The organism is Halobaculum saliterrae (assembly GCF_009831625.1).
Taxonomy (GTDB): domain Archaea; phylum Halobacteriota; class Halobacteria; order Halobacteriales; family Haloferacaceae; genus Halobaculum; species Halobaculum saliterrae.
On record NZ_WUUS01000003.1, the window covers coordinates 189,893 to 211,227 of the forward strand.

Below are 21,335 nucleotides of genomic sequence, written 5' to 3' on the forward strand. Positions count from 1 at the left end.
GTCCGGCTTCCGGGCGCACGACGTGTGGGTCTATCGGTTCCGAACGCCGTCGAGCGCCGCTTCGAGGCGATCGATCAGCTCGGGGCTCCCCACGTGGACGGGCACGCGCTGGTGGATCCCGATCGCCTCGACGTCCAGCAGCGACCGCGCGCCGTCGGAGGAACGCCCGCCCGCGCCCTCAACGAGGTACGCGACGGGGTTCCCCTCGAACTGGAGGCGGAGCTTCCCGTCGGGCGCCGACTCGAGGGCGGGGTAGGCGAACACGCCGCCGTAGGAGAGCACCTGACTCACGTCCGCGATCATCGCGCCGCCGTAGCGCAGCTTCAGTTCGTCCTCGATCTCGTCGACGTACGCGGCGAAGTCGTCGGGCCAGTCGGGGACCCGTCCGCCGAAGCCGTACACCGTCGGGTCGTCCGGGAGCGCGATCCGACCCAGGTCCTCGCGGTCGCCCCCCTCGGTGACGAGGTATTCGTGGATGGCCGTCCCGTCGGGGGCGCCGACGCCCGCGACCATCGTCGTGACCGGCCCGTACAGGACGAACCCCGCGGCGACGAGGTCCCGTCCCGAGGCGGGGAGCGGAGCGTCGTACGCCGCGACGATGGTGCCCATCGGGTTGTTCGACTCCAGGTTCGAGGAGCCGTCGAGCGGGTCCACCGCGACGGACACGGCGCCGTCGCCGGTGTCGACGGTCGCCTCGCGCTCCTCGCTGGCGTAGGTGCCGACGCCGTCGACGTCGCCCAACCGTTCCTCCAGCAGCTCGTCGGCGTACACGTCGGCCGCCAGCACGTCCTCGCCGGAGGGGTTCTCGTCGTCGAGGTAGCGGCGCCGTCCCGGGAGTCCAGCGCGGATCTCCGGAGCCGCGGCGGCGGCGGCGTCCAGCACCGCCTCCGCGACGGCGACGGGCTCGTCGGCGGCGCCGACGCCGGTGTCCGAGTCGGCCCCGGAACCGTGACCGCTCCCGCTGTCGGGGTCGTCCATCAGTCGTCGGCGACGGCCGGGGTCGAGGTGTGTTCGAGCGCCTCCTCGACCGACGCCTCCTCGAAGATGACCGCCTCCAGCGCGTCGAGGATCTCCACGGGGTTCTCCCGCTGGAAGACGTTGCGGCCGACGGCCAGCCCGTTCGCACCGCCCTCGATCGCGCTGGCGACCGTCTCGAGGAACGCGCGGTCGTCGGCCTTGGATCCGCCGGACATCACCACCTTCGCCGGGCCGGCCATCCGCGCGGCCTCGGCCATCGCCTCGGGCGAACCGGGGTACTTCACCTTCGCGATGTCGGCGCCGAGTTCGAGGCCGAGGCGCGTCGCGTACGCGATCGTTCCCGGGCTGGTGTCGTTCTTCAGTCCCTGCCCGCGCGGGTACGACCACATGACGACACCCATGTCGTGCTCGCGGGCCGCCTCCTGTGCGTCGCGGAACTCCTCCGCCATCTCCACCTCGTTGTTCGAGCCGCCGTACAGCGTGAACCCGATCGCGTCCGCGCCCAGCTCGGCGGCGTACTCGACCGACCAGTTCACCGCCGAGTCGGGCTCGCCCATCCAGAGGTTGGACGTGCCGTTGAGCTTCGCCAACAGCGACACGTCGTCGTCGTAGCTCGGGTAGTACGCCTCCGCGACGCCCTTTCCGACCGCAAGGGCGGTCACCGCGTCGTGGGTCGCGAGATCGAACACCCGCTCCGGGTCGGCCGTCTCCGGATTCGGCTCGAAGTCCACGGGCCCGTGCTCGATGCCGTGGTCGTACGCGAGAATGAGCGCCTTGCCGTCCCGGGTGATCGCCTCGTCCGCGTCGGGGATCATATGTCTATTGTGGCAACGCCATCGCGCATAAATCGAATGGTGTCGGTGGAATGATATTTACTCGACCGCGAGTAGCGCCTTCGATCGGTCAGTCGACGTGTTCGTCGGCAGCGTCGCGGAGTTCGGCCACCCGCGCGGCGTCGCGGCCGAGCGCCTCGGCGATCTCCTCGGGGTCGGCGACCGCGAGCGTTCGGGCGGAGGTGATGCCCGCCTCCGCGAGGTCGGCGGCGTCCTCCTCGCTCACTCCCTCCACGTCCCCGACCGGGGTCGGAGGGGAGCGCTCGCGCCACGCGGACTCCGCGGCGACGGGGTCGCCCGAGCCGTCGGTCTTCGTCCCCGAGGTGTCGCCGCCGGCGGACGCGGCGACCCACGCTCGTTCGGCGGCCGCGTCGTCGCCGCCCTCCTCCGCGACTTCGTCACCGGTGCCGTCGGACCCGTCCCGATCGGCGCCGTCTCGTTCCTCGTCCCCGTCCGGTCGGTCGGCGTCGTCGGCCTGCCAGTCGCCAGAGGACGCGGCGACCCACGCACGCTCCGCGTCGCCGAGCCCGCGGATCTGACTCGACCGGCGGGCGAGGTCATCCCCCTCCGACTCGAACGACCAGGCCAGCGAGTGCTCGCGCCGGATGCGTGCGGCGACGCCCGGGTTCACCCCGGCGTCGACCAGCATCCGGTAGGACACGGCCTTGTCTCGAACGTCGGCCGCCCCGAACGACGCGTCCGCGAGGACGGCCGCCGTCGCCGGCCCCACAAACTTCAGCTCCCTGACGTTCTCATCCCCCACTCCTGTTCACCTGTGGGGTGCGTCGGACCCGGACGGTTTAATCCTTCTGCGCGGGTTCTCACGGGCGGATAACTCCGGCGTCGCTCCGCCCCGCACCGATCGCTGCCGCTCCGCTAGGCTTACGGTCGCCGGCGGGACACCTCCGTCCATGCGCGGACTCTCCGACATCCGGACGGTGGGCGTCGTCGGCGCGGGCACGATGGGCAACGGCATCGCACAGGTCGCCGCGACCGCCGGCTACGACGTGGTGATGCGGGACATCGAACGACGGTTCGTCGACAACGGACTGGAGGCGATCGACTCCTCGCTGTCCCGGCTCGACGCGAAGGACGACCTCGACGAGTCGCCCGACGCTATCGAGGACCGTATCACGGGAACGACCGACATCGGCGACCTCGCGGACGCCGACCTCGTCGTCGAGGCGGCCCTGGAGGACATGGAGGTGAAGCAGGACGTCTTCGAGGACCTGGAGGACGTGACCGACGACGATGTCGTGCTCGCGACGAACACCTCGACGCTGTCGATCACGACGATCGCCTCCGCGATCGACCGCGAGGAGCTCGTCGTCGGCCTCCACTTCATGAACCCCGTCCCGATCATGACCGGCGTCGAGGTCGTCACTGGCGAGAAGACTGCCCCGGATGTGACGGACCTCGCACACGCGTTCGCCGAGGACCTCGGCAAGGAGACGTGGGAGAGCGACGACAAGCCCGGCTTCGTCACCAACCGGGTGCTGATGCCGTGGATCAACGAGGGGATCCGCGCGTACGACGAGGGTGTCGCCTCCAAGGAGGACATGGACAAGGGGATGAAGCTCGGCACGAACGTCCCGATGGGCCCGCTCGAACTGGCCGACCATATCGGCCTCGACATCTGCCTCGACGCCAGCGAGACGCTCCACGAGGAGCTGGGCGATCGCTACAAGCCGGCGTACCTCCTCAAGCGGAAGGTCGCCGCCGGCGACCTGGGCAAGAAGACCGGGAAGGGCTTCTACGAGTACGACTGACGTCGGGACGCCTCCGTGCGATACGTTTTAGTCGATATCGTCTCGATACGGACTGAACTATGACGCCGCCCGCGGCGTTGGCTGTCGCGCTCCTGTCGGCCGCGGCCCTCTCGCTGTGGACGGCCGGAGTCGCGTGGCGCCATCGCGACGCCCGCGGCGGTCGCCCGTTGACGCTGCTCATGCTCGCGTCGTCGTGGTTGGCGCTCACCACTCTCGGCGCCCTCACCGCGGACGGGTTCACGGAGTTGCTGCGGTGGCAACAGATCCGCTACGTCGGGTACGTCGCGATCCCGCCCGCCTGGCTGCTGTTCGCGCTCGAGTACGCGGGCCTGGAACGGTTCAGCAGTCGGCGCCTCCGGGTCGGGCTCGCGACCGTCGCCGGCACGGTGTTGATCACCGTCGCGACGATCCCGCTACACGACCTGTTCTACGTCGGCGGGTCCTACGCCGTGAGCGGCGGCGTTCCGAGCACCAACGTGGGGACCGGGCCCCTGTACTGGGCGACCATCTCGTACGCGTACGTGCTCATGGGGACCGGGACGGCGCTCGTGATCCGACAGGCGTTGCGGACGCGACGGCTGTTCCGGCGGCAGGCGCTGCTGCTGGTCGGGTTCGCGATCGTCCCCTGGGCGGCCAACGCCGTCGCGGTGGCGGGGATCGTGACCACTCCGATCGACCCGACCGTGCTCGTGACCGCTCCGGCGGGGGCACTCGGCGCCGTCGGCCTGTACCGATCCCGGGTGCTCGACGCCGCACCCGTAGTCCGCGGGGAGGTGCTGGACCACCTCGACGACGGCGTACTCGTTCTCGACGAGGACGATCGCGTCATCGACCACAACGCCACGATGGCGCCGTTCTTCCGGGAGACGCCCGCGGTCGGCCGACCGCTGGACGCCGTCGTTCCGGCGGCCATCGCCGACCATCTCGACCGCGAGAACCGCGAGTCGACGGACGACGAACACGACTGTGGGACGGTCGATGTCGACCGCGACGGTGAGACGCGGACCTTCGACGTCCGTCGGTCGACGCTGACGGACACCGCGGGGGACGCGATCGCGTTCGTCTACCTCTTCAGGGACGTGACGGAACGACGCCGGCGGGAGGAGGCGCTTCGCCGACGCAACGAGGAGCTCGACCGGTTCGCCGGCGTCGTGAGCCACGACCTCAGAAACCCGCTGAACGTGGCGGGGGGGTTTCTGGACCTGGCTCGCGAGTCGGGCGAACCCGAGCAGTTCGACCGGGTCGAGCGGGCCCACGACCGAATGGACGCGATCATCGACGACCTGCTCGCGCTGGCGCGCACCGAGGACGACGTGGACCCCGTGCGCGTCCCGCTCGCCGAGGCCGCTCGAACGGCCTGGGAGCACGTGGACACCGCCGACGCGACGCTTCGCGTCTCGGTTCCGGACGGCCACGCCGTCGTGGCCGACCGTGGCCGGCTCGCGAGGCTGTTCGAGAACCTCTTTCGAAACGCGATCGAACACGGCGGGTCGACGGTGACGGTCACCGTCGACGCCGGCGACGGCCGGTTCGCGATCGCCGACGACGGCCCCGGGGTGCCCGACGACATCGCCGCCGGCGCGTTCGAACCCGGCACGAGCGGCGCCGACGGTACGGGACTGGGGCTCGCCATCGTTCGCTCGGTCGCGGAGGCCCACGGCTGGACGGTGACGATCGACGGCGACGCGGCCGGCGCCCGGTTCGTCGTTCGTGGGGTGGAGACGGGTCGCGACGACACGTTCGGCGACGCTGCTCGGGCCGACGCCGATGAGCCGGCGGACACGACTATTCGGAACGACTAACCACCACCCCGCCCGTTCGGCGGGTATGAAGGCCACCGCGACCGCCCACCCCATTCAGGGCCTCGTGAAGTACCACGGGATGCGCGACGCCGAGCGTCGCCTCCCGTACCACGACTCGATCAGCCTCTGTACGGCCCCGTCCCGGACGACGACGACCGTCGAGTGGGAGCCGGACGCGTCGCCGGACGACGACGAGTACCGGATCGACGGCGAGATCGTCGACGGCCGCGGCGCCGAGCGGATCGAGATGGTCGCCGATCACGTCCGCGAACTGGCCGACCTCGACGCGGGCGTCCGCGTCGAATCGGAGAACTCCTTCCCGTCGAACGTCGGGTTCGGCTCCTCCTCCTCGGGATTCGCGGCGCTGGCGACGTCGCTCGTGGAGGCCGCCGGCCTCGACATGACCCGCCCCGAGATATCGACGGTCGCGCGCCGCGGCTCCTCGTCCGCCGCCCGCGCGGTCACCGGCGCCTACTCCGTGCTGTACGCCGGGATGAACGACGAGGACTGTCGCGCCGAGCGCCTCGACGTGGGCGTCGGTCCGGACGGCTTCGACCCCGAGGAGGACCTGCGCGTGGTGACGGCGCTCGTTCCCTCGTACAAGGAGACCGAGGAGGCCCACCGCGAGGCCGAGGCGAGCCACATGTTCGACGCGCGGATGGCCCACGTCCACGAGCAGCTGCAACAGATGCGCGACCGGCTCCGCGCGGGGGAGTTCTCGGGGATCTTCGAGATCGCCGAGCACGACTCGCTGTCGCTGACGGCGACGACGATGACCGGCCCCGCGGGCTGGGTGTACTGGCAGCCCGAGACGATCGCCGTGTTCAACACCGTCCGAGAGCTCCGCGAGGAGGAGGGCGTCCCGGTGTACTTCTCGACGGACACCGGCGCGAGCGTCTACGTCAACACGCCCGCCGAACACGCCGAGCGCGTCGAGGAGCGGATCGCCGAGGTCGGCGTCGAGACCGACGTCTGGGAGGTCGGCGGTCCGGCACGCGTGCTCGGCGAGTCGAAGGCGCTGTTCTGATTCGGGAACGCCGTTCCGATCGGAAACGTCGCGTCGGGACGCACGAGCGGGCGCGGGTCTGACTGACGCGGAGCCGTGACTACGCCCGTGGCTGACAGGCGGCGCGGCTGCGTCCCGGAGCGTCACCGACCGCCCGAACGCTCCGGATCCCGCGAGCAGTGCGCCGCACACCCGCTCGACGCTCGCGGATCGTCGTCACGTCACGGGAGTGCTGGTCCCGGTTCAGTACTTGAACGTTCGGACGGCTCGACGGGCTACGGCGCCGTCACGCCCTTACCCGCGGCGGCCGTAGCCCACTCGAATGCATGTCGTCGTTCTCGGCGCCGGCTACGCCGGCGTCGCCCTGACCCGAAGACTCGAATCCCGACTCCCGCGCGAGGTCGACATCACGCTCGTCAACGAGAGCGCGGACCACGTGCTCGTCCACGAGACCCACCGCGCGATCCGCAGGCCGGCGGTCGCGGAAGCGATCACGGTTCCCCTCGAGGATCTGCTCGACCGGGCGGAGCTGGTCGTCGACAGTGTGGTCGATGTCGACGCCGAAGCCGGCCGCGCCGAGTTGGCCGACGGCGACGTGATCGAGTGGGACTACGGCGCGGTGTGTCTCGGCTCGGAGACCGCGTACTACGGGATCGAGGGACTGCGTGAGCACGCGACGCCGTTGAAGTCGCTCGACGACGCCGCGTCGATCCGGGAGCGGTTCCTCGAGGTCGTCGACGACGGCGGCCGCGTCGTGGTCGGCGGCGCCGGCCTGTCGGGCGTGCAGGTCGCCGGCGAACTCGCCGCGCTGGCTCGCGAGGAGGGCGCCGAGGTGCCCGGGGACGTGGAGATCGCGCTGGTCGAGCAGTTGGACGAGGTCGCCCCGAACTTCCCCCCGAACTTCAGCCGGGCAGTCCGCGAGCAGCTGGAGGACCGCGGCGTCGACATCGAGACGGGAACCTCCGTCGGGCGGGTGTCCGAGGACCGGATCGCCACCGACGCCGGGGACCTCCGCTACGACCAGCTCGTCTGGACCGGCGGCATCGCCGGCGACGAGGCGGTCGACGGCGACCGTCCGGTCGTCCGCGCCGACCTCCGCCTGACCGACCGCACGTTCGCGCTGGGCGACGCCGCCCGCGCCGTCGACGCCGACGGCGAGCCGGTCCCGGCCTCCGCATCCGCGGCCGTCCGGGAGGCGAAGACCGTCGCCGAGAACGTCGGCCGGCTGGTCGACTACGAACGCTCGGCCGATCCCGACGAGTTCTCGCCGCGGCTGACGACGTACCGCTTCGAGGTGCCCGGCTGGCTCGTCTCCATCGGCGACGGCGCCGTGGCCCAGTTGGGGCCGACCGTGATCACCGGCGCGGCCGCGAGGGCGTCGAAGGCGGGGGTCGGCGCCGGCTATCTCACGTCCGTCGGCGCCGTGCGCAACGCCGTCGAGCTTGTCGAAGAGGAACTTCTGTAGCTATCACTTCGACGATCGTTCACCGGCTGTCCTTGTATACCTAGGATCGATGGACTGAATATGCAGATAAGGCTTATCTCGACTCGTGTCAACAGTTAGCATATGCCGACGATAGACATCGACCCGTACGACGCGTCGGAGGGCGTGTTCGAGTGCCTCGGCTGCGGCACGCGGACCCGAGCGGAGAGTCACCCGGGGACGTGTCCGGAGTGCGACGGCACCGTCCGGAACATCGCCATCAGCCGGGAGTGAATCGGGTCGACGGGAGCGGCACCGAGGCGGCCCCCGAACGCCGGGAGCGCGACGCTTAACCGGCTCGCGGCGCTATCCGCGTCGATGAGTGAAACGTCGGGGGCGACGGGGATGGACGCCTTCGCGTCGCTCGGCGGCGAGGTTCGGGCGGCCCTCTCCGAGCGCGGCTTCACCACGCCGACGGCGCCCCAGCGACGGGCGATCCCGCCGATAGCCGACGGCGACGACGCGCTCGTCATCGCCCCCACGGGGACCGGGAAGACGGAGACGGCGATGTTGCCGGTGTTCTCGGCGCTCGCGGAGACCCGTCCGGAGGGACTGGGTGCGCTGTACGTGACGCCGCTGCGGGCGCTCAATCGCGACATGCGCGAGCGGCTGGAGTGGTGGGGCGAGTACCTCGACCTCGACGTGCAGGTCCGCCACGGCGACACCAGCGACTACCAGCGAAGCAAGCAGGCGAACGACCCGCCGGACGTGCTGGTGACGACGCCGGAGACGCTGCAGGCGATGCTGACCGGCGAGAAGCTCCGGGCGGCCCTCTCGGACGTGAACCACGTCGTCGTCGACGAGGTCCACGAGTTGGCGGCCTCGAAACGCGGCGCCCAGCTGACCGTCGGACTGGAGCGCGTCCGGCGCCTCGCCGGCGACTTCCAGCGCGTCGGCCTCTCCGCGACTGTCGGCGACCCCGAGGAGGTGGGGAAGTTCCTCACCGGCGACAGGGGCTGTGAGATAGTCGAGGTGGACGTGGGGAGCGAGGTCGAGTTCGACGTCGTCTCCCCCGAGGTGACCGCGGAGGACGAACGCCTCGCCGGGAAACTGGCGACCGACCCCGACATCGCCAGCCACGTCCGACTGATCCGCGACATCGTACGCGGGAACGAGTCGGTCCTGATCTTCGTCAACACCCGGCAGACAGCGGAGGCGCTGGGGTCGCGCTTCAAGACGCTCGGCGAGCCGATCGGCGTCCACCACGGGTCGCTCTCGAAGGACGCCCGCATCGAGGTCGAGGACGGGTTCAAGTCAGGCGAGATCGCGGGGCTCGTCTGCACCTCCTCGATGGAGCTAGGGATCGACGTGGGGCGGGTGGATCACGTCGTCCAGTACAACTCCCCCCGCGAGGTCGCGCGCCTGCTCCAGCGCGTCGGCCGCGCGGGTCACCGACGCGACGAGGTGAGCCACGGCACCGTCGTCACGGACAGCCCCGACGACACGATGGAGGCGCTGGCGATCGCCCGGCGGGCCGTCGAGGGCGACGTGGAGGAGTCGGGCATCCACCACGGCAGCCTCGACACGCTCGCCAACCAGATCGTCGGCCTCCTGATGGACATGGGCGAGGTCGACGCCCGCGAGGCGTACGAGCTGATCACGCGGGCGTACCCCTTCCGCGACCTCCCCGAGGAGACGTTCCGCGAGGTCGCCCGGGAGCTGTCGGGCAACCGCCTGCTGTGGATCGACGAGGAGCGCGACGTGCTGGAGACGTCGGGCGGCACGTGGCAGTACTACTACCGGAACCTCTCGATGATCCCCGACGAGGAGACGTACGACGTGTACGACATCTCCTCTCGGCGACAGATCGGCACCCTCGACGAGCGGTTCGTCGTCAACTTCGCCCAACCGGGCGAGGCGTTCATCCAGCGCGGGGAGCTGTGGCGCATCAACGACATCGACGAGGAGGAGTCGGAGGTGAACGTCACGCCCATCGAGGACCCCGCCGGCGAGGTGCCCTCCTGGACCGGGCAGGAGATCCCGGTCCCCCGCGCCGTCGCCGCGGAGGTGGGAGAGATGCGCGGCGTCGCCGAGCCACAGTTCGCCGGCGGCGCCGACGCGGACGCGGTCGCCCGCGAGTTCGCCGGGCGGTACCCCGCGGAGGCCGAAACGATACAGGTGGGCCTCGACACGGTCGGAGGACACGTCGAGGCGGGCCACCCGATGCCGACGGACGACCGGATCGTCGTCGAGGGAAGGGGCCGTTCAATCGCCGTCAACGCCGCCTTCGGGCACGAGGTGAACCGCACGCTCGGGCGACTGCTCTCCGCGCTCATCGGCCAACGAACCGGTTCCTCGGTCGGAATGGAGGCCGATCCATATCGCGTCGAACTGGAGGTGCCCAACGGGGTCACTCCCGGCACCGTCATCGAGGTGCTGGAGGAGACCGACCCCGGACACGTCGAGGCGCTGCTGGAACTGGCGCTCAAGCACTCGGACACGCTGAAGTTCACCCTCGCGCACGTCGCCGCGAAGTTCGGCGCCCTGAAGCGCTATCAGGGGAACGAGCGCTTCGGCGGCGACCGGCTCATGACGGCGCTGGAGGACACGCCGGTGTTCGACGAGGCGGTGCGGGAGGTGTTCCACACGGAACTCGCCGTCGAGGAGACGGCCGAGCTGCTGGACGCGATCCACGCCGGCGAGGTCGAGGTCGTCGCCGCCCGCGAGCGCACGCCGCTGGGGACCGCCGGGCGCTCGTCGGGCCGGGAGTTCCTCGTCCCCGAGAACGCCGACGCCTCCGTGATCGAGACGATCCGCGACCGGATCATGGACGACCACGTGATCCAGCTGTGCGTCCACTGCGGCGAGTGGAACCAGCGGACGAAGGTGCGGCGCGTCCGCGACAGCCCGGAGTGTCCGGAGTGCGGATCCACCCGCATCGCGGCGCTGAACCCGTGGGCCGACGAGGTCGTCCAGGCCGTGCAGGCGAGCGAGAAGGACGAGGAACAGCGTGAGCTCACCCGGAAGGCGAACCGCTCGGCGAACCTCGTCCAGGCGCACGGCAAACAGGCGGTGATCGCGCTGGCTGCTCGGGGGGTGGGGCCGCACAACGCCGCGCGGATCATCGGGAAGCTTCGGGAGGACGAGGACGACTTCTACCGCGACATCCTCAAGCAGGAGCGCCAGTACGCGCGGACCAAGAGCTTCTGGGAGTAGCGCGGTCGCCGGGGATCGCCCTCGCCCGCCGCCCCCGGCCTATAACCGCTTGCTCCGCGAGGCGACCACGTCGAGCCCGGGGCTGTAGTGGTACACCGGGTCGGCGTCCGGTTCGGCGAAACCGTGCGACTTCAGGAGGGTGTTCGTCTGCACCTCGACCTCGGCGGGGGACAGCGTCCACGGCTCGTGCTCCACGTCCGTGTAGCGGATCGACCCGTCCTGCGCCTCCGTGTAGAACCGATAGCGCTCGACGAGGAACTCGGCCATGGGGTCCTCGGGGGCGCGAAACGGCTCGCCCGTCGGTCGGTACGTCGCCTCGTAGCGCGCCGGGCGCGAACCGGGGTGGAGTCGGCGGCTTCGGAAGCGGACGCCGCCGCGCCCGTCCGACTGCAGAGAGATGCGGGCGTAGTAGTACGGGAGGTGGTGGAACACGCGTGCGCCGACGACGCTCGCGACGCCCTGTGCGTCGAGGCTGAAGAAGTAGACGCTCGGGACGCCGTCGCGGGTGACGTACGTCCGGACGTTCAACTCCGGGAGCCGGATACCGAACGCCTCCGGCGCCCCCCTCGGCCGGACGGCGACGTTCGTGAACGGAACGACGGACAGCCACGCGGAGCCGTCGTAGGTGTCCGGTCGCAGCCCGTCCGGCAGGTGCGCGTCCATCACGTCCGGATCGACCGGCCAGTTCTCGAACAGGAGGTGTCGCCAGCCCATCTCCAGCGGGAGGACCATACCCGCTGCAGGGACCCGCTTCGGAAACGTCTTCGGACCGTCGATCAGTCCTCGCCCTGCCACTCCTCGAGGGTCGCGGAGACGGCGCTGGCGAGGTGGTTGAAGTCCCGCAGTTCCATCCCGTCGCTGGTGACGAGCACGCCCTTGTCGCGCCCGTCGATGCGGACGGCGTAGCCGTTCTCGAACACCCGCAGTGTGTAGCGGTACCCGCCCAACTCCGTGCCGGAGTAGCCGTCGCTGGCCATCGAGAAGTCCTGCCGTTCGGTGCCGATGAACGCCATCAGGTCGGCGTCCTGTTCGAGGTCGTCGCGCAGGTACAGCTGCTCGTGGTCGGTGCGCGAGAAGTACGTCACCGAGCGCGCGTTGTCGCCGACGGTGGTCCGGCACGTCGAGACGAGTCGGTCCGCGGCCTCGTCGGGGAGCAGTTGTGACATACCTCCCGACTGCCGGCCGCGTCGGTAGTCGGTGTGGTAGCCGCCATCCTTGCCGGTTCCTCCACCCCTGATCACGCACCCCGGATGGCCACCCGATGTGGATCGCGGTACCGGATCTCACACATCGTTTTCCTGATGACTCTCGTCGGGACCGATATGTCGACCGCCGACTCCGAGGCAGACGACGCCCCCACCGACGGACCGGATCCCTTCGGCCGGGCGATCCGCGACTTCGCGAACGACGAGCGGACGGAGCCATTGTGGTGTGTCGACGGCGACGAGCGCCTCGAACATCCGATCGAGCGGTTCTACTTCGCCGAGCGCGACGAGTCGGCGTACGAGACGCTCGACACCGACGGGCTGACGGCGCCGCTGCTCGACCTCGGCGCGGGAGCCGGACGCGACGCGCTCCGGTTTCAGGAGCGGTACGACGGCGAGGTGGTGGGGATGGAACCGTCCGACCACCTCGTCGCGACGATGCGCGAGCGCGGCGTCGCGTCGGCGGTTCGGGGCGACATGTTCGCCCTGCGCGAGTCGTTCCAACGGGACCGCTTCCGGGCGGTGTACGCCCACGGCACCCAACTCGGACTGGCGCGACCGCCACACCGACTGCGCGAGTTCCTGTCCGACCTTGCCCACGTCACGACCGACGACGCCGTCGCCGTGCTCGACAACTACGACCCCGACGCAGACGGCGTCCGCGACCTCCTCGGATGGCGGCCCGACCCCACGCCGGGCTTGGGCTACCGCGTGATGCACTTCGAGTACGAGGGCGACGTGGGCGACACGCTGCTCTTCCGACCGTTCGCGCCCGACGTGCTCCGGGAGGCGTGCGTGGGCTCGGAGTGGTCGGTCGCCGAGGTGCGGTACACGAACGACCACCACTACGAGGCGGTGTTGCGGAAGCCCTGACTCCCCGGTATCGCTCAGTCCCCGCCGTCGCCCTCGCCGGCGTCCCAGTCGTCGAGCGGCTCCCCGCCGAGGACGAAGTCGACTCCCTCGTGTTCCGTGAAGACGACGTACACCGTTCGTTCCGGGACGCCGAACCGGTCGCCGAGTTCGTCGGTGAGACGGCGGGCGAGCGCGTGACGCTGCTCCACGGTCCGCCCGACCCGCACGTCAGCGTTCACGAGCGCGATCGGGTCGCCGGGGTCGGCACCGGCCAACTGCGGGTCGCTCTCGACGACCGACACGCCCACGTGGTCGGTTCCGGTGTCCATGACCTCGGCGTACGTCTCGGCGACCCAGTCGGCAAACGACGCGCGCTCGTCGTCGGTGACGGCGACGGAGAGATCGAATCGAAGGTGTGGCACGAGTGAACGATCCCCGTCCGTCTGATAACCGTGTCGGCGTGCGCGGTCGCTTCAGGTCTGTCGCGTCCGCCTCGGGTCGGCTATACGCCTCAGGTCGACCGCTCCGCGACGAGGGCCCCGCTCGCGTCGCGCAGGGTCACCGTCTCGCCGTCGTTGTTCAGCGTCGGTCGACTCCGCCCCCAGTACAGGTCGGTCTCGGTGTCCTCACCGCTGCCCACGTGGAGCGTGAGGGTGGCGCCCGCCGCGATCGTCGTCCCCTCCGGGAACTCGTAGGTGAAGCCCGCCTCGTCCGACAGCGTCCATCCCGCGAGGTCGACCGCCTCGTCGCCGCGGTTCGTGAGCACGACGTACTCGTCGTTGAGGTTCTCTCCGTCGGCGCCCTCGGCGTCGGCGTGGATCCGCGAGACGACGACGCCGTCGCCGGTCCGCGTGGCGGTCACCGTCGCGGTGGCGGTCGTCTCGTCCTCGCCCGGCGGCGCCGGCGTGCCGTCGCGGCAGGACCACAGTCCTCGTCCCGCCTGCATCGCTCGCTCCTCCGCGGCGTAGAACGTGTCGCCGCGCTCGAACGAGGAGTCGTACACGCGGGCGAGGCCCCGGTCGATCAGCGCGTAGTTGAACGAGCCGCCGTCGTCGTGAACGTACACGAGCAGTCGGTCGTAGTACCCGCGGCGGGGCTCGTTCGCGTCGAACGCGAGCGTCACCTCCTGGCCGAGGAGTCGGTTCCTCGCGTACGCGCTGGCGCGGTCGCCGTACTCGCGCAGACACGACCGGCCGGCGTCCGTGTCCGGAACGCCCTCGAACTCGTCCGGGGAGTTCTCGCCGTACACCTCCGGCGTGTCGACGCCGAGGAGGCGGGCGGTGTCCGTCGTCCCGTTCTCGTACTCGAACCGGAACGTGTCGCCGTCGACGATCTCGACGACCGTCACGCGAGGTCCGTCAGCCGGCGGGGCGGCGGTTACCGGCGTTCCGCCCGAACCGGGGGGAGCCGTCTCCGTGGCGTCGGCGGTCGCGGCCGTCGACGGGCCGGCCGGCTCGGCGGCACAGCCCGCGACCACGAGCAGGATGCAACACGCGAGCGCGGCGAGACCGCGGGTGGGCATACCCGACACGTGGGGTGGCACGTCGAAAGGCGTTCTGGAGCGGCCGAGAGGATCCGGCGGGATGAGCGCGAACCGGCCGCGTACCGGCCTACCGAGCGCGCTCGTAGACGACGAAGTCGAAGTCGTCGCGCCCGTCGCGCTCGACCTCGCGCCACTCGTCGGGGTCGAACTCGGGAAACGTGGTGTCGCCCTCGTACGCGCCGTGGACCTCCGTCAACACCAGTTCGTCCGCCAGCGAGAGGAACTGCTCGTAGACGGCGCCGCCCCCGGCGACGTAGACCGTGTCGACGCCCCGCTCGGCGGCGTCGCCGCGGGCGGCCGCGAGCGCCTCCTCGATGGACTCGGCGACGATCACCTCGTCGGGGAGGTCCGGGCTCGACCGCGAGAGAACGACGTTCGTTCTGTTCGGGAGCGGCCCGCCGATGTCGCTCGCGATCGACTCGTACGTCCGGCGTCCCATGATCACCGGGTGGCCGGTCGTGGTCTCCTTGAAGTGACGCATGTCGGCCGGGAAGTGCCACGGCATCCCGCCGTCGGCGCCGATGACGCCGTTGGCGGCGACGGCGGCGACGAGCGAGACGCGGGCTCTCGTGTTCCCGTCGCTATCGCCGTCAGCGTCGCCGTCGCTCCGCGGGGACGTGTCGCCGTCGTGCATCACTCGGCGACCGCGAACTCGATGCCCGGCGCGGGATCGTAGTCGAGGAGTTCGATGTCGTCGAACGTCAGCTCGTCGAGGGGCTTGTCCGCGACGCGCAGCGTCGGCTTCTCGCGCGGTTCGCGGCCCAACTGCCGCAGCAGGCCCGGCACGTGGTCCTTCTTCTCGTCGCCGTCGGCCTCCGCCGGCGCGGCGTCCTCGACCCAGTCGGCCAGTTCGCGATACTCATCGCTCGACTCAGCGGCGGCGACGCGCTCCGCGAACTCCTCCCGGTTCTGTCCGTACCAGTCGCCGCGCTCGCCGGTGCCGCAGTAGACGTGGGCGTCGACGACGCTGTGGGCGAACGTTCCGGGCTCGAAGCCCGTGCGCTGGGCGACGGCGGTCAGCAGGATCGAGTAGGCGGCGATGTTGAACGGGATCCCGAGCGCCAGATCGCCCGAGCGCTGCGTGAGATGGAGGTTCAGCCGGTCCCCCTGGACGTTGAACACGAACGTGTAGTGACACGGCGGGAGCGTCGAGACGGTCGCGTTCGCGGGGTGCCACGCGTTCACGACGATCCGCCGGGAGTTCGGGTTCTCCCGGAGGGTGTCGAGGACGTACGCGAGCTGGTCGAAGGTTCGCTCGTCGTCGTTCATCCACCGGTGGGTCTCGTCGGGCCACGTCTCGCCCTCCAGCCCCTCCTCGGGAACGGGGTAGCGTCGCCAGAACCGACCGTAGGCGGTGTCGAGGCGCCCCTCCTCGTCGGCCCACGCGTCCCAGATCCCGGTCTTCTCGCTGAGGTCGCGAACGTGCTCCTCGCCCGAGAGATACCAGAGCAGTTCGTGGATCAGCGAGTTCCAACGGAAGCCCGACAGGTCCTTCGTCGTGAGCAGGGGGAAGCCGTCCGCGAGGTCGGCCTCGTAGTGCGCCGAGAAGGACGAGAGCGTGTCGACGCCGGTCCGGTTCGGCTTGTAGGCGCCGTCCCGGAGCACGTCCTCCACGGTCGAGAGGTACTGCTGCATACGCGAGAAGGGCGGGGCGTCCGTCATAGACCTACCGAACCCGGACCCGACCGGTCGGCCGCGACGGGAACCCCCAAGGCCCGTGGCTCCCAATCCGACTCCATGATCCACAACCTCGCCGCCGGCGTGGAGGCGTTCACGAGCAACGCGTTCCTCGTCTCCGGTCCCGCGAGCGCTGACACGCCCGCGCGAGCCGACGACGACGCGGGCCGCCGCGTCCTCGTCGACACCGGCTCGAACTTCGACGTCATCCCGCTCGTTCGCGAGCGCGTCGACGACCTCGACGCGGTCGTCCTCACCCACACCCACCACGACCACGTCGGCAACGTCGAGGCCGTGTGCGACGCCTTCGGCGTCGAGACGTGGGGCTTCGACACGAGTCAGGCCTCGGTCGACAACGAGATCTCCGACGGCGAGACGGTCGAACTGGGCCTCGGCAGCTACGAGGCGCTGCACACGCCCGGCCACAAGAACGACCACCTCTGCCTGTACGAGGAGGACGCGGGCGTACTGTTCGCGGGCGACCTGATCTTCCAGAACGGCGGCTTCGGGCGGACGGACCTGGAGGAGGGCGACCGCGACGCGTTGGTCCGCAGTATCGACCGCGTTCGCGACCGCGTCGACGGCGACGGCCTCCGGGAGCTCCACGTCGGCCACGGGCCGAGCGTGCTTGACTCGCCGTTCGATCACGTGGAACTCGCCGGGCGAGCGGCGCGAACGCGGTAGCGGGGCGGCGACAGCGACGGAAAGGTCCGGCATAGCGCAGCCGTCGCCGGCCCGCGCCGCCGACTGGTACGTCGCGCGCTACCGATCCTGCGCCGCCGCCAGCAACTCGTCGTACGCCGCCGAGTACGCCGACGCGACGACGTCGGGGTCGTCCCGTTCCTCGCCGGTCAGCGGGCGAAGGTCGCGTGTCGAGAGCGGATCGAGCATCCCGGTCACGCGGTCGACGTGGACCTCCAGCGTCCCCTCGTCGCGGTCGCCGGTCGCGGTCTCGCGCGCGAGCGCCCAACGGTCGCCGTCGTACACGCGACATCGGCCGGGGTCGACGACCGCGACCGCGTCGAACCCGACCTCGCGAAGCGGCATCGCCACGTCGCCGTACGACTCCACGAGCGCCACCCCAGACCCCCCGGCAGCCCGAACGTCCTCCGCGAGACGATCGAGCGCGGGCAGGTGGAGCTCGCGCATCGCTTCGTTGAACGCCCGCACCGAGTCGACGCGGCGGGCCTCCACCAGCGGGAGGTCGTCGCGGAGCGCGTCGGGGATCTCGGTCGTTCCGTTCACCACCCACTCGTCGCCGTCGGTCGTCCGGACGCGGTCGACGAGAAACGTCCGGTCGGACTCGCCGAGCAGCCCGGTCTCGCCCGGCGTCGGCCCCCAGAGGCGGTGGATCGGGTTCCGTCGCTCGTGGGTCGCGTCGCCGCCGGCCGCCCGGAGCAGTCGGTCGATGTCCTTCCCGTAGAGCCGGCCGTCGCCCGCCGCTCGGCGCACGTCGTCGTGGTCGAACCAGCGGTCGTTGCCGGCGCGGGGCTTGAACACGGTGGGTCGCGAGCCGTCGGCGCGGAGTCGCGCGGCCAGCCCGACCGCGAACGTCGTCTTCCCCGCATCGACAGGGTCGCCCCCGGCGACGAGGAGCTTCACGCTCCGTCCGCGGGCGCGTCGTCCGGGTGCCCGGGGCCGTCAGCGTCGGCCGAGTCGCTGTCGGCCGAGTCGCCGGCGCCGTCGAGGTCCTCCGGGCGTCGCAGGCCGTAGTAGCCGGGCTCGTCGTCCCCGCGCGGCTCCGCGACCACGAGCTCCTCCGAGTTCATCATGATCCACGGGATCGCCCAGTCGAGCAACACTCCCTCCGTTCCCTCGTCGATCTCGGCGTCCGGCTCCAGCCCCTGCAGGAGCCGCGCGGTCTCGTAGACGGTGTACATCCGGTCCGGCTCGAACAGCTCCGCGGGGGTGTAGAAGTCACACGGGTACAGTCCGGGGAACTCCGATTTCTCGATCGGCATACGGGTCCGTAGTTCGCGGCCTCGGTAAAGCGCGACGGGTCCGGAACGGCCGCCAACGGCCACGATGGCGAACGGTCGCGAACGGTGGCGATCGTCTGCGGTTACGTCGGGAGGTCCGCCTCGGTTCCGCACTCGGGGCAGACGAACTCCATGCCGTCGTCCCCCGGAACCGCCGCGAGCGCGTCGTGTCCACAGTCGCGGCACTCGGTCGGGACGCGCACCTCCGTCGAGTCGGCCGGCGCGCCGAGCGCGAGCGCCTCGACGGGCTCCTCGCCATCGTTGCTTCCGGTCTGGTACTCGCCGGGCGCGAACCGGATCGCCTCGCCCGCGCCGACCTCGACGGCGTCGTCCTCGGTCTCGAACGTCGCGGTCCCCGAGAGGATCACGAACACCTCCTCCTGGTCGAGATGGGCGTGCAGCCCGCCGGAGAACCCCTCGCCCGGATCGAGCCGGTAGTGGTTGATCGCCATGTCCTCGGTGCCGAGCGCGTCGGTGAGGGGCCGCATCTCCACGTCCCTGCCGAAGCCGCCGGTCTCGACCTCGTCGATGTCGATGTGTTCCATCGATCGGCGCCTCGGTCGGTGGCGACATGAATCGTCTGGTGGCGGAACCCCCGCGGTGCGGTCCGTTCGCGACCGCGGCGCTACCTCGAGTGCTCGGCCGCCAACGACTCGTGTATCGATTCGATCTCCGGGGTCCCGGCGTCGACGGTGCCGCCGTGATAGCAGTGGGTCGTTCGCACCGCCGTCTCCAACTCCGCGAGCCGTCCGACCGACCGGGTCGCCTCGGCCATGTCGGGCGTGAAGTGCTCCGCGGGACCGACCAACTCGCCGTTCTCGCCGCGGAGCGCGTCGGCCGCGAGCAGCACTTCGGCCTCGGGGAGGTGGAACGCCAGATGACCGGGCGCGTGGCCGGGCGTGAACACCGCCCGCATCGGCCCGGCCTTCGTCCGGAACGTCACGCCGTCCTGTAGCTCCACGTCGATCGGAACCGGCTCGTAGCGGTCGCCGTCGGGGTCGCTCTTGATCGGGAACTCCCGGCCGTCGACGTACGGCGCCGCCGCCTCGTGTGCGTACACGACGGGGTCGTCCGCGCGCTCACACGCCGACGCGAGACAGCCTGCGTGGTCGCCGTCGTGGTGCGTGAGGACGACCGCACGAACGTCCGCCAGGTCGAGGCCGTGCTCCGCCAGCGCCGACGCCAACTGGTCGGTCTGCCCCGGAAGCCCGACGTCGACGAGCAGCGGCCCCCGCGGCGTCTCGACGGCCACGGGGTGGAACGCGGCCGTTCCCTCCTCCCGCTCCATCGTCAACTCCAGCGCGTACACGCCATCTGCGAGTTCCATGGGGTCCGTGTGGGTCGCGAGCGCCCTAACTGTGGGTGTCGGGGAACCCCGTCCGCGAACGTCGCGTGCGTTCTGGACCGGCGTGACGGGTCGCCCGGCGCCGCGGCTGTCGGACGGGGCGTCGAAAGAAATCGGGTGTTACGCTCGGGTCCCTCCGGACCCGTTCGTCGGCGCCGGCTTACTCGAAGAGTTCGACGGCCTGTTCGTAGCGCGTCGAGGGCTCGTCCCAGTCGACGACTTCGAAGAACGCGCTGACGAAGTCGCCGCGGGCGGGGCCGTAGTCGTAGTAGTAGGAGTGCTCCCACACGTCCAGCGCGAGGATCGGGTGGCCGCCCCAGATCGCGCCCTGGTCGTGCTTGTCGACCACGACGTTGCGGAGTTGGTTCGAGAACGTGTCGTACACGAGCAGCGCCCAGCCGCTGGCGTTGCCGGCGGCCGCCTCGAACTCGCCCTTCCACGCCTCGTAGGAGCCGAAGTCCTCGGCGATGCGGTCGGCGAGCGCGCCCGACGGCTCGTCGCCGCCCTCGGGGCTCATGTTCTGCCAGAACAGGTCGTGCAGGATGTGTCCCGACGAGTTGTGCGTGACATTGCGAATCGCGCCCGGCGAGGAGCCGAACTCGCCGTTCTCGCGATTCTCTTCGAGGGTCTCCTCAGCCGAGTTCCAGCCGTTGACGTAGCCCTGGTGATGGGTGTCGTGATGCCACGTCAGCACCTGCTCGGAAATGTGCGGTTCGAGTGCGTCGTAGTCGTACGGCAGCGGATCGAGTTCGTAGTCGCTCATGTGCGTTCCACCGTACGGCCCTCCGGCAAAAGAGCGTTCCCTGAATCCGCTTTACGTAGCCATACCGACAGGACGCGCGAGCCGCCTATAGCACGTACGGGCCGCGCTGGCGGATCGGCTCGTCGTGGGGCTCGCCGGCGACACAGACCACGCGGAACCGGCCGCCGTCGCTGTCCCTCCCGGAATCCGGATCGTCGTCGGGAGCGAACTCGACCGATCGGCCGCCCTCGACCGGGAGTACGTCGCCCGCCCCAATCCGGTCTCCGTCGGCGGTTCCGGCGCCCGCGACGCCGAAGGCGAAGCCGGCCCAGCCGTCGGGGACCGTCCACGTCCACGAGTCGTCGATCCGGGCGTCGAGATACTCCATCGACGTGTGGAGTTCCAGCGGGGAGCCGTCGCCGACGACGGTCGTCACGGTCGCGCCGTCCTCGGTCGCGGTCGGGAGGTCCGCGGCCGCGGCGTCCGCGTAGTCGGCCTCGACCTCCTTGCGATCGCGTGGGAGGTTCACCCACAGCTGGAGCCCGTTGCAGGCGGCCCCGTCGGCGGGGAACTCCGAGTGGCGGATGCCGCCGCCGGTCGTGATCCGCATCGCGTCGCCCTCCCGGGCGGTGTGTGACACGCCTAGGGAGTCCTCGTGTTCCATCCCCCCGTCGAGCATGTACGAGACGATCTCGAACCCGCGGTGGGGATGCATGGGGAACCCCGTGTCGGGGTCGATGTAGAACCGCTCGAACAGGACGAACGGGTCGCGGTGGGACGGGTGTGTCTCCGTGGGGAACGCGCGCGTCGAGTTCACGCCCGTTCCGTGGCGAACCTGTCCGCCGGCGATCGGCCCGGCGCGGTTGGATCCGTCGGAGTCGGTCATCGACTTGTCGCCTCCATGGCGACACCGAGTCGACCGACGGGGATAACGCCCGCGTCGCCGGAAGCTCGCCGCCGACCGG

General features: G+C 70.5%; 23 protein-coding genes. 8 read left to right on the forward strand and 15 right to left on the reverse strand.

All coding sequences use genetic code 11. The annotated features are described in order from the left end of the window. Positions 1-30 precede the first annotated feature (30 nt). From GRX01_RS05755 to GRX01_RS05765, 3 genes are all read right to left on the reverse strand, one after another. Complete coding sequence (locus tag GRX01_RS05755) at positions 31-978, reverse strand: class 1 fructose-bisphosphatase (protein ID WP_159664389.1); 948 nt, start codon at positions 976-978, stop codon at positions 31-33. Then, entirely contained in the window at positions 978-1,793 is an 816-nt protein-coding gene (locus tag GRX01_RS05760; RefSeq protein ID WP_159664391.1) for a class I fructose-bisphosphate aldolase, read from the reverse strand. Before GRX01_RS05760 ends, GRX01_RS05755 begins: the two co-directional genes overlap by 1 nt. Positions 1,794-1,881: 88 nt before the next feature. Beyond that, positions 1,882-2,541 carry a DUF7409 domain-containing protein gene (locus GRX01_RS05765; RefSeq protein ID WP_159664393.1) on the reverse strand — a complete coding sequence of 220 codons (660 nt, stop codon included), beginning with the start codon at positions 2,539-2,541 and terminating at the stop codon, positions 1,882-1,884. 181 nt (positions 2,542-2,722) lie between these two features. On the opposite strand from GRX01_RS05765, the gene GRX01_RS05770 reads away from it, so the two are divergent. The 6 genes from GRX01_RS05770 to GRX01_RS05795 all read left to right on the forward strand — a co-directional run bounded on the left by GRX01_RS05770 (position 2,723) and on the right by GRX01_RS05795 (position 11,027). Next, entirely contained in the window at positions 2,723-3,580 is an 858-nt protein-coding gene (locus GRX01_RS05770; protein ID WP_159664395.1) for a 3-hydroxyacyl-CoA dehydrogenase family protein, read from the forward strand. Positions 3,581-3,639: 59 nt separating this feature from the next. Further along, positions 3,640-5,382 (forward strand): sensor histidine kinase, encoded by a 1,743-nt coding sequence (locus GRX01_RS05775; protein ID WP_159664398.1) that lies wholly within the window; start codon positions 3,640-3,642, stop codon positions 5,380-5,382. Positions 5,383-5,407: 25 nt separating this feature from the next. After that, positions 5,408-6,409, forward strand: a complete 1,002-nt coding sequence (gene mvaD / locus GRX01_RS05780) for a phosphomevalonate decarboxylase MvaD (protein ID WP_159664400.1) — start codon at positions 5,408-5,410, stop codon at positions 6,407-6,409. Between the two features lie 301 nt (positions 6,410-6,710). Further along, on the forward strand, positions 6,711-7,853 hold the full coding sequence (locus GRX01_RS05785) for an NAD(P)/FAD-dependent oxidoreductase (protein WP_159664402.1): 1,143 nt from the start codon (positions 6,711-6,713) through the stop codon (positions 7,851-7,853). Positions 7,854-7,955: 102 nt separating this feature from the next. Further along, positions 7,956-8,105, forward strand: a complete 150-nt coding sequence (locus GRX01_RS05790) for a rubrerythrin-like domain-containing protein (RefSeq protein WP_159664404.1) — start codon at positions 7,956-7,958, stop codon at positions 8,103-8,105. Between the two features lie 84 nt (positions 8,106-8,189). Next, positions 8,190-11,027, forward strand: coding sequence for a DEAD/DEAH box helicase (locus tag GRX01_RS05795; protein WP_159664406.1), 2,838 nt, complete (start codon positions 8,190-8,192; stop codon positions 11,025-11,027). A 39-nt stretch (positions 11,028-11,066) separates the two neighbouring features. Here the strand turns inward: GRX01_RS05795 and GRX01_RS05800 are convergent, their stop codons facing one another. Both GRX01_RS05800 and GRX01_RS05805 read right to left on the reverse strand, forming a co-directional pair. Further along, positions 11,067-11,759, reverse strand: coding sequence for a YqjF family protein (locus GRX01_RS05800; RefSeq protein WP_159664408.1), 693 nt, complete (start codon positions 11,757-11,759; stop codon positions 11,067-11,069). A 44-nt stretch (positions 11,760-11,803) separates the two neighbouring features. Beyond that, on the reverse strand, positions 11,804-12,193 hold the full coding sequence (locus GRX01_RS05805) for a DUF7522 family protein (RefSeq protein ID WP_159664410.1): 390 nt from the start codon (positions 12,191-12,193) through the stop codon (positions 11,804-11,806). Positions 12,194-12,349: 156 nt separating this feature from the next. Here GRX01_RS05805 and GRX01_RS05810 point away from each other — a divergent pair, with 156 nt between their 5' ends. Beyond that, positions 12,350-13,105, forward strand: coding sequence for a class I SAM-dependent methyltransferase (locus tag GRX01_RS05810; protein ID WP_159664412.1), 756 nt, complete (start codon positions 12,350-12,352; stop codon positions 13,103-13,105). Positions 13,106-13,119: 14 nt separating this feature from the next. Here the strand turns inward: GRX01_RS05810 and GRX01_RS05815 are convergent, their stop codons facing one another. The 4 genes from GRX01_RS05815 to thyA form a co-directional block, all read right to left on the reverse strand. Next, positions 13,120-13,506 (reverse strand): tautomerase family protein, encoded by a 387-nt coding sequence (locus GRX01_RS05815; RefSeq protein WP_159664414.1) that lies wholly within the window; start codon positions 13,504-13,506, stop codon positions 13,120-13,122. An 89-nt stretch (positions 13,507-13,595) separates the two neighbouring features. Beyond that, positions 13,596-14,606, reverse strand: coding sequence for a lamin tail domain-containing protein (locus tag GRX01_RS05820; protein WP_159664416.1), 1,011 nt, complete (start codon positions 14,604-14,606; stop codon positions 13,596-13,598). Positions 14,607-14,694: 88 nt separating this feature from the next. Continuing rightward, positions 14,695-15,261 (reverse strand): dihydrofolate reductase, encoded by a 567-nt coding sequence (locus GRX01_RS05825; protein ID WP_159664418.1) that lies wholly within the window; start codon positions 15,259-15,261, stop codon positions 14,695-14,697. After that, entirely contained in the window at positions 15,261-16,262 is a 1,002-nt protein-coding gene (gene thyA, locus GRX01_RS05830; RefSeq protein ID WP_159664420.1) for a thymidylate synthase, read from the reverse strand. Before thyA ends, GRX01_RS05825 begins: the two co-directional genes overlap by 1 nt. Positions 16,263-16,364: 102 nt before the next feature. Here thyA and GRX01_RS05835 point away from each other — a divergent pair, with 102 nt between their 5' ends. Continuing rightward, positions 16,365-16,988, forward strand: a complete 624-nt coding sequence (locus GRX01_RS05835; protein WP_159664422.1) for an MBL fold metallo-hydrolase — start codon at positions 16,365-16,367, stop codon at positions 16,986-16,988. A gap of 78 nt (positions 16,989-17,066) precedes the next feature. On the opposite strand, the gene GRX01_RS05840 is transcribed toward GRX01_RS05835, so the two are convergent. The 6 genes from GRX01_RS05840 to GRX01_RS05865 form a co-directional block, all read right to left on the reverse strand. Beyond that, positions 17,067-17,906, reverse strand: a complete 840-nt coding sequence (locus tag GRX01_RS05840; RefSeq protein WP_321167928.1) for an ATPase — start codon at positions 17,904-17,906, stop codon at positions 17,067-17,069. Beyond that, positions 17,903-18,265 carry a DUF5827 family protein gene (locus GRX01_RS05845; protein ID WP_201289526.1) on the reverse strand — a complete coding sequence of 121 codons (363 nt, stop codon included), beginning with the start codon at positions 18,263-18,265 and terminating at the stop codon, positions 17,903-17,905. The genes GRX01_RS05840 and GRX01_RS05845 overlap by 4 nt, the downstream gene beginning before the upstream one ends. Before the next feature lie 101 nt (positions 18,266-18,366). Continuing rightward, positions 18,367-18,828: a cupin domain-containing protein gene (locus GRX01_RS05850; protein ID WP_159664424.1), complete on the reverse strand. Its 462-nt coding sequence runs from the start codon at positions 18,826-18,828 to the stop codon at positions 18,367-18,369. An 80-nt stretch (positions 18,829-18,908) separates the two neighbouring features. Continuing rightward, complete coding sequence (locus tag GRX01_RS05855) at positions 18,909-19,610, reverse strand: MBL fold metallo-hydrolase (protein ID WP_159664426.1); 702 nt, start codon at positions 19,608-19,610, stop codon at positions 18,909-18,911. 178 nt (positions 19,611-19,788) lie between these two features. Further along, positions 19,789-20,391 (reverse strand): superoxide dismutase, encoded by a 603-nt coding sequence (sod, locus tag GRX01_RS05860; protein WP_159664428.1) that lies wholly within the window; start codon positions 20,389-20,391, stop codon positions 19,789-19,791. An 85-nt stretch (positions 20,392-20,476) separates the two neighbouring features. Beyond that, complete coding sequence (locus GRX01_RS05865) at positions 20,477-21,256, reverse strand: pirin family protein (RefSeq protein WP_159664430.1); 780 nt, start codon at positions 21,254-21,256, stop codon at positions 20,477-20,479. Positions 21,257-21,335 lie beyond the last annotated feature (79 nt).

Coding starts and splice junctions, on each gene's coding strand:
- GRX01_RS05755 (WP_159664389.1), bottom strand. CDS start 978: ATGGACGACCCCGACAGCGGGAGCGGTCACGGTTCCGGGGCCGACTCG.
- GRX01_RS05760 (WP_159664391.1), bottom strand. CDS start 1,793: ATGATCCCCGACGCGGACGAGGCGATCACCCGGGACGGCAAGGCGCTC.
- GRX01_RS05770 (WP_159664395.1), top strand. CDS start 2,723: ATGCGCGGACTCTCCGACATCCGGACGGTGGGCGTCGTCGGCGCGGGC.
- GRX01_RS05775 (WP_159664398.1), top strand. CDS start 3,640: ATGACGCCGCCCGCGGCGTTGGCTGTCGCGCTCCTGTCGGCCGCGGCC.
- mvaD (WP_159664400.1), top strand. CDS start 5,408: ATGAAGGCCACCGCGACCGCCCACCCCATTCAGGGCCTCGTGAAGTAC.
- GRX01_RS05785 (WP_159664402.1), top strand. CDS start 6,711: ATGCATGTCGTCGTTCTCGGCGCCGGCTACGCCGGCGTCGCCCTGACC.
- GRX01_RS05790 (WP_159664404.1), top strand. CDS start 7,956: ATGCCGACGATAGACATCGACCCGTACGACGCGTCGGAGGGCGTGTTC.
- GRX01_RS05795 (WP_159664406.1), top strand. CDS start 8,190: ATGAGTGAAACGTCGGGGGCGACGGGGATGGACGCCTTCGCGTCGCTC.
- GRX01_RS05800 (WP_159664408.1), bottom strand. CDS start 11,759: ATGGTCCTCCCGCTGGAGATGGGCTGGCGACACCTCCTGTTCGAGAAC.
- GRX01_RS05805 (WP_159664410.1), bottom strand. CDS start 12,193: ATGTCACAACTGCTCCCCGACGAGGCCGCGGACCGACTCGTCTCGACG.
- GRX01_RS05810 (WP_159664412.1), top strand. CDS start 12,350: ATGTCGACCGCCGACTCCGAGGCAGACGACGCCCCCACCGACGGACCG.
- GRX01_RS05820 (WP_159664416.1), bottom strand. CDS start 14,606: ATGCCCACCCGCGGTCTCGCCGCGCTCGCGTGTTGCATCCTGCTCGTG.
- GRX01_RS05825 (WP_159664418.1), bottom strand. CDS start 15,261: ATGCACGACGGCGACACGTCCCCGCGGAGCGACGGCGACGCTGACGGC.
- thyA (WP_159664420.1), bottom strand. CDS start 16,262: ATGCAGCAGTACCTCTCGACCGTGGAGGACGTGCTCCGGGACGGCGCC.
- GRX01_RS05835 (WP_159664422.1), top strand. CDS start 16,365: ATGATCCACAACCTCGCCGCCGGCGTGGAGGCGTTCACGAGCAACGCG.
- GRX01_RS05845 (WP_201289526.1), bottom strand. CDS start 18,265: ATGCCGATCGAGAAATCGGAGTTCCCCGGACTGTACCCGTGTGACTTC.
- GRX01_RS05850 (WP_159664424.1), bottom strand. CDS start 18,828: ATGGAACACATCGACATCGACGAGGTCGAGACCGGCGGCTTCGGCAGG.
- GRX01_RS05855 (WP_159664426.1), bottom strand. CDS start 19,610: ATGGAACTCGCAGATGGCGTGTACGCGCTGGAGTTGACGATGGAGCGG.
- sod (WP_159664428.1), bottom strand. CDS start 20,391: ATGAGCGACTACGAACTCGATCCGCTGCCGTACGACTACGACGCACTC.
- GRX01_RS05865 (WP_159664430.1), bottom strand. CDS start 21,256: ATGACCGACTCCGACGGATCCAACCGCGCCGGGCCGATCGCCGGCGGA.